8 protein-coding genes are annotated in these 8,943 nt (G+C 62.7%); 4 read left to right on the forward strand and 4 right to left on the reverse strand.

The window, feature by feature from the left end; all coding sequences use genetic code 11:
* Window positions 1-16: 16 nt before the first annotated feature.
* From guaB to ENZ74_RS12250, 3 genes are read left to right on the forward strand one after another with little or no spacing between them, the layout of a single operon-like run.
* On the forward strand, window positions 17-1,519 hold the full coding sequence (guaB, locus tag ENZ74_RS12240; protein ID WP_013532286.1) for an IMP dehydrogenase: 1,503 nt from the start codon (window positions 17-19) through the stop codon (window positions 1,517-1,519).
* A complete protein-coding gene (locus tag ENZ74_RS12245) occupies window positions 1,470-2,093 on the forward strand; it encodes a hypothetical protein (RefSeq protein WP_127312788.1) in 624 nt (207 codons plus the stop codon). The genes guaB and ENZ74_RS12245 overlap by 50 nt, the downstream gene beginning before the upstream one ends.
* Window positions 2,094-2,130: 37 nt before the next feature.
* Window positions 2,131-2,550 (forward strand): MAPEG family protein, encoded by a 420-nt coding sequence (locus ENZ74_RS12250; protein WP_063167750.1) that lies wholly within the window; start codon window positions 2,131-2,133, stop codon window positions 2,548-2,550.
* 55 nt (window positions 2,551-2,605) lie between these two features.
* Here the strand turns inward: ENZ74_RS12250 and rnd are convergent, their stop codons facing one another.
* The 3 genes from rnd to ENZ74_RS12265 form a co-directional block, all read right to left on the reverse strand.
* A complete protein-coding gene (rnd, locus tag ENZ74_RS12255) occupies window positions 2,606-3,757 on the reverse strand; it encodes a ribonuclease D (protein ID WP_063167751.1) in 1,152 nt (383 codons plus the stop codon).
* Between the two features lie 75 nt (window positions 3,758-3,832).
* Window positions 3,833-5,077 (reverse strand): MFS transporter, encoded by a 1,245-nt coding sequence (locus ENZ74_RS12260; protein WP_063167752.1) that lies wholly within the window; start codon window positions 5,075-5,077, stop codon window positions 3,833-3,835.
* Window positions 5,078-5,152: 75 nt separating this feature from the next.
* Window positions 5,153-5,521, reverse strand: a complete 369-nt coding sequence (locus ENZ74_RS12265; protein ID WP_024504702.1) for a hypothetical protein — start codon at window positions 5,519-5,521, stop codon at window positions 5,153-5,155.
* Between the two features lie 194 nt (window positions 5,522-5,715).
* Here ENZ74_RS12265 and aspS point away from each other — a divergent pair, with 194 nt between their 5' ends.
* Window positions 5,716-7,506: an aspartate--tRNA ligase gene (gene aspS, locus ENZ74_RS12270; protein ID WP_063170205.1), complete on the forward strand. Its 1,791-nt coding sequence runs from the start codon at window positions 5,716-5,718 to the stop codon at window positions 7,504-7,506.
* Window positions 7,507-7,622: 116 nt separating this feature from the next.
* Here aspS and ENZ74_RS12275 read toward each other — a convergent pair whose 3' ends face one another.
* The gene (locus ENZ74_RS12275; RefSeq protein WP_063167753.1) at window positions 7,623-8,813 is read right to left on the reverse strand and encodes a hypothetical protein; all 1,191 of its coding nucleotides are present in this window, start codon (window positions 8,811-8,813) and stop codon (window positions 7,623-7,625) included.
* Window positions 8,814-8,943 lie beyond the last annotated feature (130 nt).

Here is an 8,943-nt window from a genome sequence, read left to right on the forward strand (position 1 = left end):
GTTCAAGGGACTGGCCATGGCAAAAATCATCGAAACGTCCACCGGCGCATTGGCGCTGACCTTTGACGACGTGCTGCTGCAGCCGGGTCATTCCGAGGTCATGCCCGGCGAAACCGATGTCCGCACCCGCATCGCCGGCGACATCGACCTGAATGTGCCGATCCTGTCGGCGGCGATGGACACCGTCACCGAGGCCCGGCTTGCCATAGCCATGGCCCAGGCCGGCGGCATTGGCGTCATCCACCGCAATTTCTCGCCGGCCGAACAGGCCGAGCAGGTGCGGCAGGTCAAGAAATTCGAATCCGGCATGGTGGTCAATCCCGTCACCATCGGCCCCGACGCGACGCTCGCCGACGCGCTGGGCCTGATGCGCAGCTATTCGATCTCGGGCATTCCGGTGGTCGAGAACGGCGGCAGCGGCGGCCACAAGATCGGCCGGCTGATCGGCATCCTGACCAATCGCGACGTGCGCTTTGCGTCCGATCCGGCGCAGAAGGTCCATGAACTGATGACCCGTGACAACCTGATCACGGTCAAGGAGAACGTCGACCAGGACGAGGCCAAGCGCCTCCTGCACCAGCACAGGATCGAAAAGCTGGTGGTCGTCGACAGGCAGGGCAATTGCGTCGGACTGATCACCGTCAAGGATATCGAGAAGTCGCAGCTCAATCCGCACGCCACCAAGGACGCACAGGGCCGCCTGCGCGCCGCCGCCGCCACCAGCGTCGGCGATGACGGTTTCGAGCGCGCCGAACGCCTCATCGATGCCGGCGTCGACCTTCTGGTGATCGACACCGCGCATGGCCACTCGCAGCGCGTGCTCGACGCCGTCACGCGGGCGAAAAAACTATCCAACTCCGTCCGCATCCTGGCTGGCAATGTCGCCACCGCCGCGGGCACGCAGGCGCTGATCGACGCCGGCGCCGACGCCGTCAAGGTCGGCATCGGCCCGGGTTCCATCTGCACCACCCGCATCGTTGCCGGCGTCGGCGTGCCGCAGCTCTCAGCCATCATGTCGGCGGTCGAGACGGCGCACAAATCCGGCGTCTCGGTGATCGCCGATGGCGGCATCAAATATTCCGGCGATCTGGCCAAGGCGCTCGCCGCAGGCGCCAGTGCGGCCATGATCGGCTCGCTGCTGGCCGGAACCGACGAAAGCCCGGGCGAGGTCTATCTGCACCAGGGCCGCTCCTTCAAGGCCTATCGCGGCATGGGCTCGGTCGGCGCCATGGCCCGCGGCTCGGCCGATCGCTACTTCCAGGCCGAGGTGCGCGACACGCTGAAACTGGTCCCGGAAGGCATCGAAGGGCAGGTTCCCTACAAAGGACCTGTGTCTGGCGTGCTGCACCAGCTTGCGGGCGGCTTGAAAGCCGCTATGGGTTATGTTGGTGGCCGCGACCTTGCCGATTTCCGCGAGCGCGCCACCTTTGTGCGCATATCCAATGCCGGACTTCGTGAAAGCCACGCCCATGACGTCACGATTACCCGCGAAAGCCCGAACTATCCCGGCGGAGCCTGACCAGTACGGGCTCGGGCGGAGCCTGACGGCAACGATCCTGCGGCTGCCGCGCCACGCAGGCGCACTCTGTTTCCTGTCGGCGGTGGTTTTCATCGCCATGACGGCTATGGAATTCCTCTACTTCCGCCAGTTGAGCGGCGGCTTGCCATCACTCGACCTGCGTATTTTCGGTTTCACTCCGGACGAAGGCATGGCCTGGCTGACGGCACTCGGCCGGCGCGGCGGCGAGATCATTCTCGTCTGGCACTATCTGACCTTCGATCTGTTGTTCCCGGCGCTGCTGTCTGTGACGCTGGTCAGCCTGATCCTGGCCACCGGCCGGCGATTGAAGGCTTTCCGCGTGCAGCCGGTGCAGCTGCAGTCGATCTTCGCGCTGGTCCTGGTGCTGCCCTACACGCTTGCCGACTACGCCCAGAACATCGCGGTAGCGCGGCTTCTGTCCGATTTCCTGTCGGCGAATCCGGACTCGCTGTCTTTGGCTTCGGCGCTCACCGTCACCAAATTCGCGCTTTTCGCCGTCCCGGTGATCGTCATTGCCGCCTTCTGGCTGGCAGGCCAGAAACGCCTGGCCTGATGCCGCGCGCAAAGCTCAGCCCGCTAGGGGAAACTTCGTGAACCAGACCACGATCTTCTGGCCTGTTCTGGCGCATGTGCTGCTGATCTACATCGTCTACTGCGTCCTGGGTCGCCGCAGATACGGCGCAATCAGGTCAGGCGAGGCGAAGCCAGCTCAGTTCAAGGTGCGTTCGACCGAGCCGGCCTCCAGCGTCACCGTTGCCGCCAATCTCACCAACCAGTTCGAGCTGCCGGTGCTGTTCTATGTGCTGTGCCTGACGCTGCACCTGACCAACGGCGTCAACTATCTGACCCTGGCGCTGATGTGGATTTTCGTCGCATCGCGCTATTTCCACGCCTGGGTTCACCTGACCAGCAACAATCTGCTGCTGCGCAGCCGCTCGTTCTTCGTCAGTGCGGTGATTCTCCTGCTGGGATGGATCTGGTTCGCCCTACACCTGCTCGGCGTGGTTTGAGCAGAGCACCTTTTCCTTCTCCCGCAAGGGGAGAAGGAAAGTCCGCGAGGGACGTCTACAGGTCGAACACCGCAATCTTGCGCTTGTCGAACTTGATGCCGATCTCGCCGCGCACCAGCTTGAGCGCGGCCTCGCCGAACACCGCGCGCCGCCAGCCCTGCAGGGCCGGTACGTCGGCGTCCTCGCCCTCGGCGGCGATACGGTCGATGTCGTCGCTGGAGGCCAGCACCTTGGACGCGACGCCTTCCTTTTCGGCGACGATCCGCAGCAGCACCTTCAACAGTTCCGCCGCGGCGCTCGAGCCCTCGGGCGGCTGGAAACTCTTTGGCAGTTTCGGCATCTGCTCCTTGGGCAAGGCAAGGGCGGTGTTGACCGCGCCGAGCAGCGCCGTTGCCGTCGACGAGCGCTCCCAGCCCTTCGGCGTCGTGCGCAGCTTGCCAAGGGCTGCCGCGTCGCGCGGCGCCTGCTGCGCCACCTCGTAGATCGCGTCGTCCTTCAGCACGCGGCCGCGCGGCACGTCGCGTTCGCGCGCCTCGCGCTCGCGCCACGCCGCAACGCCCTGCACGATCGCCAGTTCCTGCGGCTTGCGCAGCCGCATCTTCAGCCGTTTCCAGGCGTCCTCGGGGTGCGGATCATAGGTCTCGCGCGAGGTCAGCACCTCCATTTCCTCGTTGAGCCAATGGGCGCGGTTTTCGCGCGCCAGTTCGGCGCTGAGGTGCTGATAGACCTCGATCAGATGGGTGACGTCGGCCAGCGCATAGTCGAGCTGCTTGTCGGAAAGCGGCCGGTGGCGCCAGTCGGTGAAGCGCGACGACTTGTCGAGCCGCGCGCCGGTGATGCGCTGCACGAGCTGATCGTAGGAAACGCTGTCGCCGAAGCCGCAGACCATCGCCGCCACTTGCGTGTCGAACACTGGATGCGGAACCAGATCGCCGAGATGGACGATGATTTCGATGTCCTGCCGCGCGGCGTGGAAGACTTTGACCACCGCCTCGTTGGCCATCAGCCTGAAGAACGGCTTCAGGTCGATATCGGGAGCCAGCGGATCGATCAGTGCCGTCACGCCGGGAGCGGCCATCTGGATCAGGCACAGGATCGGCCAAAACGTCGTTTCTCGAATGAATTCGGTGTCGACAGTGACGAAATCCGACTTTTCGAAAGCGGCGAGAACGGTCTCGAGTTCTTTCTGGGTGGTGATGACGTGCATCAAATCGCTTTTGGCAGGAGTAAGGTCTTCCTAGATTTCAGCCGCCGGGGCTTTCGTCAAGCTTTGGCACCGCCATCATGAGGTTCCCGGACCGTCGGAATCGCCGTTTCTCCTGGCCAGCCGCGCGAAAACCGTCGAAGTGCGCAGGAGCGCAATGAAGCGGCCGCGCCTGCCCGCCGGCACGCCGGACCGAGCCTGCATGCGGTAGAGGATGACAGCGATGAAGATCGCATAGACCACCGCGCTGAATACAAACAGGGCGCCCGGTCCGAAATATTGCATCGCCGTCGAGGCGGCGAACGGGCCGCCGATCGCGCCGAAGGAATAGAACAGCATCAGCGCCGCGTTGATCAGCACGAACTCGCCGGTGTCGGCGCGATCGTTGGAGTGGGCCGCCGACAACGAATAGAGCGGCATGGCGAAACAGCCGAAGATGAAGACGAGGACGAAGTTGAGCAGCGGATTGCTACCGGCGATGAACACCAGCGCCAGCGCCGAAAGCATCGCGCAGCAGGTCGTCATCAGCAGCACCCGGCGCCGGTCCCAGCGGTCGGAGAGGTAGCCGAGCGGATACTGGATGATGGCGCCGCCGAAGATGCCGACGCTGACGAAGGTCACGACATCGGCGACCGACATGCCGATCTGCTCGGCATAGACCGGGGACAAGGTGCGAAAGGCGCTGTTGGTGACGCCGACGGCGATGCAGCCGAAGCAGCCCAGCGGCGAAATCCGCCAGACGCGCGCCAGGTCGAGCTTGACCTCTTCGGGTGGTGTCGGGTTGGAGCGGTCGCCGAGCGACACCGGCACCAGCGACAGCGTGATCATCATCGACATGATGGCGAAGATAGCGAAACCGCCAGCGCCGAAGATCGGGATCAGGAACTGGGCTGATGTCACCGAACCGATGTCGACCATCCGGTAGATCGCCAGCACGCGTGCCCGATCGTGATTGCTGACGCCGGAATTCAGCCAGCTTTCGACGATGGTGAACAGCCCGGCGAAGCAGAAGCCGCCGGCAAGACGCACCGCGCACCACATCACCGGATCGATGACCAGCACCAGGAGCAAGGTGCCGACTGAGGCGATTGCCGCCAGCGCCGAAAATGCCCTGATATGGCCGACCGCCTTCATGATGCGGGTGATGGCTAGGCAGCCGAGCAGGAAGCCGGCGAAGTAGAAGGTGCCCATCAGGCCTATGTCGGAAGCGGAAAACCCTTCCTGCGCGCCGCGCAGCGCGATCAGCGTGCTCTGCAGCCCATTGCCGCCGAGCAGGATGCCTGCGGCGAGAAGAAGCGGGATCATCGGGCGGATGGAGGACATGAAGAGGCGATCACGTGTCGGTGATCCCTTCTTGGACCATCGCCCTGGCCAACGCCAGCAGCAATTCCCGGCAAACTACAGCGAGGATATGTCCAACTCTTCGTGGAAGGTCCAAACGCTTATGAACGGGCCGTCGTTTAGGTTCTTGCTATAGATCGTCATGATCACCTGTTGCCGTTGATCGTCGCGCGGAGGCAACTGACCGGTGATGAGCCGGAAACCGTCGGGATCTACGCCAACAGCGAATTGCTGTTCCGGGTCGATACGATCGTAGTCGATTATGAGCCGCGATCCGTCGAACTGCTCCCGCATCGATTCGTCGTTCGGAAAGTCACCATCGGAGAGGGCTTTGAACCGCGCCCAATCGTCTATGCGAGCCGCGTCAAGCAGGTTGACGATGCGGCTGCGCTCTTGAGGTGTCAGAAAGAGCTTCTGGTTTTGCATATCCTGATCTCATTTGCCGTAAACGTAGCGGTAGAGGATATCGCTATCCATTGTGCCGCCCAAGTTTACAACGGATGTCCTGTCGAAGCCGCTTGCCTTGACAAATCCGGCCTCCCATGCGCTTTTCGCGCAAATTTTGAGGCCGGGCTTGATGCTTGGCCTGCAACCCAGCACCCCGGACTTTACCAATGACAATGCACCGTTACCGCAGCCATACCTGTGCCCAGTTGAGGAAGAGCGACGTCGGCTCGACCGTTCGCCTGTCCGGCTGGGTGCATCGCGTGCGCGATCATGGCGGCCTGCTCTTCATCGACCTGCGCGACAATTATGGCCTGACCCAGATCGTCGCCGATCCGGATTCGCCTGCCTTCAAGGTCGCCGAGACCGTGCGCGGCGAGTGGGTCATCCGCGTCGACGGCGAGGTCAAGGCGCGCTTGCCCGAGACCACCAACGCCAATCTGCCGACCGGCGAGATCGAGATCTTCGCCCGCGAGATCGAGGTGCTGTCGGCGGCCAAGGAATTGCCGCTGCCGGTGTTCGGCGAGCCTGACTATCCCGAGGATATCAGGCTGAAATACCGTTTTCTCGACCTGCGCCGCGAGACGCTGCACAAGAACATCATTGCGCGGACAAAAATCATCGCCGAAATGCGCAAGCGCATGGGCGAGGTCGGCTTCACCGAATTCTCGACGCCGATCCTGACCGCGTCGTCGCCGGAAGGCGCGCGCGACTTCCTGGTGCCGTCGCGCATCCATCCCGGCACCTTCTATGCGCTGCCGCAGGCGCCGCAGCAGTATAAGCAGCTGATCATGGTGTCGGGCTTCGACCGCTATTTCCAGATCGCGCCCTGCTTCCGCGACGAGGACCCGCGTGCCGATCGCCTGCCCGGCGAATTCTACCAGCTCGACCTCGAAATGAGCTTCGTCGAGCAGGACGACGTGCTGTCGACCATGGAACCTGTCATGCGCGGGGTCTTCGAGACCTTCGCCAACGGCAAGCCGGTGACGCAGAATTTCCAGCGCATTCCCTATGATGTGGCCATGCGCAAATACGGCTCCGACAAGCCGGACCTGCGCAACCCGATCGAGATGCAGGCCGTCTCCGATCATTTTCGCGATTCCGGCTTCAAGGTGTTCGCCAACATCCTGGCCAGCGACCCGAAGGCCGAAGTGTGGGGCATTCCCGCCAAGACCGGCGGCAGCCGCGCCTTCTGCGACCGCATGAATTCCTGGGCGCAGGGCGAGGGCCAGCCGGGGCTGGGCTATATCTTCTGGCGCAAGGAGGGCGACAAGCTCGAAGGCGCCGGTCCGCTCGCCAAGAACATCGGCGAGGAGCGCACCGAGGCGATCCGCCTTCAGCTCGGCCTTGCCGATGGCGACGCCGCCTTCTTCGTTGCCGGCGACCCGAAGAAGTTCGTCTCCTTCGCGGGGGCTGCGCGCACCCGTGCCGGCGAGGAGCTGAACCTTGTCGACCGCGAGCGTTTCGAGCTGTGCTGGATCGTCGACTTCCCGTTCTTCGAGTGGAACGAGGAAGAGAAGAAGATCGACTTCGCCCACAACCCGTTCTCGATGCCGCAAGGTGGCATCGATGCGCTGAATGGCGAGGACCTGCTCGGCATCAAGGCGTTCCAGTACGACATGGTCTGCAACGGTTTCGAGATCGCCTCAGGCGGTATCCGCAACCATCTGCCCGAAACCATGGTCAAGGCGTTCGAGACGGTAGGGCTGGACCGCGCCACGGTCGAGGAGCGCTTCGGCGGCCTCTATCGTGCCTTCCAGTATGGCGCACCGCCGCATGGCGGCATGGCCGCCGGCGTCGACCGCGTCGTCATGCTGCTGCTCGGCGCCAAGAACCTGCGTGAGATCACCATGTTCCCGATGAACCAGCAGGCCTATGATCTGTTGATGAATGCACCCTCGGAAGCGAGCCCGCAGCAGCTTCGCGACCTGGCGCTGCGCGTTGCCGTGCCCAAGAAGGACGCCTGATCGCGCGCTTTGGGCGATGCTTTAAAGAACCGCCCGAACCGATTCTTTCGATTCGCTAATCCCAAGAAAAAGCCCGGCATCGCTGCCGGGCTTTTCGCATAGCGAGATCGCTTCGATCAGTCTTCGTTGGCCTTGACGGTGACACCGAGCGTCTTGGGCAGATCGAGCGGGTTGGACATGGCACCCGCCATGATCAGCGCGAACGGCACGGATGCCGGCGGCTCGGCCGAGATTTCGAGGCTCTTCGGATCGTCGAGGAATTTGCTGACCGCGGCCGTAACCTGCGCAGTCAGTTCCGGATTGTTGAGCTGCGCCATGCCGAACGGCACGATCGCCTTGGCCTGGTTGGCGATGTCCTTGCCGGACATGCCTTGCTGCTTGCCGACATAGTCCAGAACCTTGTTGGTCAGCGAATCGTCGTCGAAGCGGATCGAGGCGCTGTTGAACGAAAGCTGCTGCAACAGGCCGAGCATGGCCATGCCTTGCGCCGAATTGTCGGCGCCTTCCGGCTGTGCCGCCATCTTCTTCTGCATTTCCTGCAGCGACTTGATGAAGTCCAGCGTGTAGCCGCCGAGATTGAAGGTCATGCCGAGCGTGCCGGCATTCTCGACCGAGATGTCGTATTTCGACAGTTCCATCTTGCCGTCCGTGGGCTGCCAGGTGCCGGCCATTTCGAGATTGCCCGCGATGTTCTGGTAGCCGAGCGCGTTGATGACTTCCTTGGACTTGGGATCGTCCACCAGCGTCAGGTCGGCATTGAATTTTTCCGTGGTGGCGGTGAATTCCATCGCCTTGCCGTCCGCCGGCGGCGTGATCTCGATGGCAAGCCCGTCCATCGAGAAGGCGGTCTTGTCGGCGACCTTGACGGTCATGTTCGAGAGTTCGGCGGACTTGTACATCATCAGCGAGCCCAGCGGGCCGGTGGAACCGTCGGCCGGAACTGTCATGTCGTGGATGACGAAGGGGCTGAGGTCGAGGGTGACGCCGTCCTTGCTGTGTGTGAAGGCAGCCGTTGATACGGTGGCGATGTCATAGCCGCCATTTGCCTCGGTCACGCCTTCGAGTTTGACGTCGCCGATGGGAAGCGCTTCCTTCTCCGCCGCCGGTTTGATGGCAACGCCCTGCAGCACCATGCTGGTGTTGTCGCCGGTCACCCCGGTCCAGGTGATGTCGACACCTTGTGCGACAAGCGCTGCCTTCAGCCGGTCGGCCACTGCCGTATCCTGTGCGAGGGCCGCATTCAGCGGCAGCGTGAGCAAGAAGGTCGAAAAAGCCAGTTTCTTGAGAATTGAGCGTTTGATTGTCATCGCAAGGTCCCTGAGAGTGTCCTGAAATTGTTTTTTCAATTATTTGCGCCATCACCATTCCGTGACGAACTGGACCGGAAAAAGGCGTGTCCCGGCACATTGGTCAAAAATCGCGGTGAAAGGCAAACCC

Source organism: Mesorhizobium sp. M7A.F.Ca.CA.002.15.2.1 (assembly GCF_003998715.1).
In the GTDB taxonomy this organism is placed as follows: Bacteria; Pseudomonadota; Alphaproteobacteria; order Rhizobiales; family Rhizobiaceae; genus Mesorhizobium; species Mesorhizobium ciceri.

Excerpts from the sequence above, each read along its gene's own strand:
- guaB (WP_013532286.1), top strand. The coding sequence starts at position 17 with ATGGCAAAAATCATCGAAACGTCCACCGGCGCATTGGCGCTGACCTTT.
- ENZ74_RS12245 (WP_127312788.1), top strand. The coding sequence starts at position 1,470 with ATGACGTCACGATTACCCGCGAAAGCCCGAACTATCCCGGCGGAGCCT.
- rnd (WP_063167751.1), bottom strand. The coding sequence starts at position 3,757 with ATGCACGTCATCACCACCCAGAAAGAACTCGAGACCGTTCTCGCCGCT.
- ENZ74_RS12260 (WP_063167752.1), bottom strand. The coding sequence starts at position 5,077 with ATGTCCTCCATCCGCCCGATGATCCCGCTTCTTCTCGCCGCAGGCATC.
- ENZ74_RS12265 (WP_024504702.1), bottom strand. The coding sequence starts at position 5,521 with ATGCAAAACCAGAAGCTCTTTCTGACACCTCAAGAGCGCAGCCGCATC.
- aspS (WP_063170205.1), top strand. The coding sequence starts at position 5,716 with ATGCACCGTTACCGCAGCCATACCTGTGCCCAGTTGAGGAAGAGCGAC.
- ENZ74_RS12275 (WP_063167753.1), bottom strand. The coding sequence starts at position 8,813 with ATGACAATCAAACGCTCAATTCTCAAGAAACTGGCTTTTTCGACCTTC.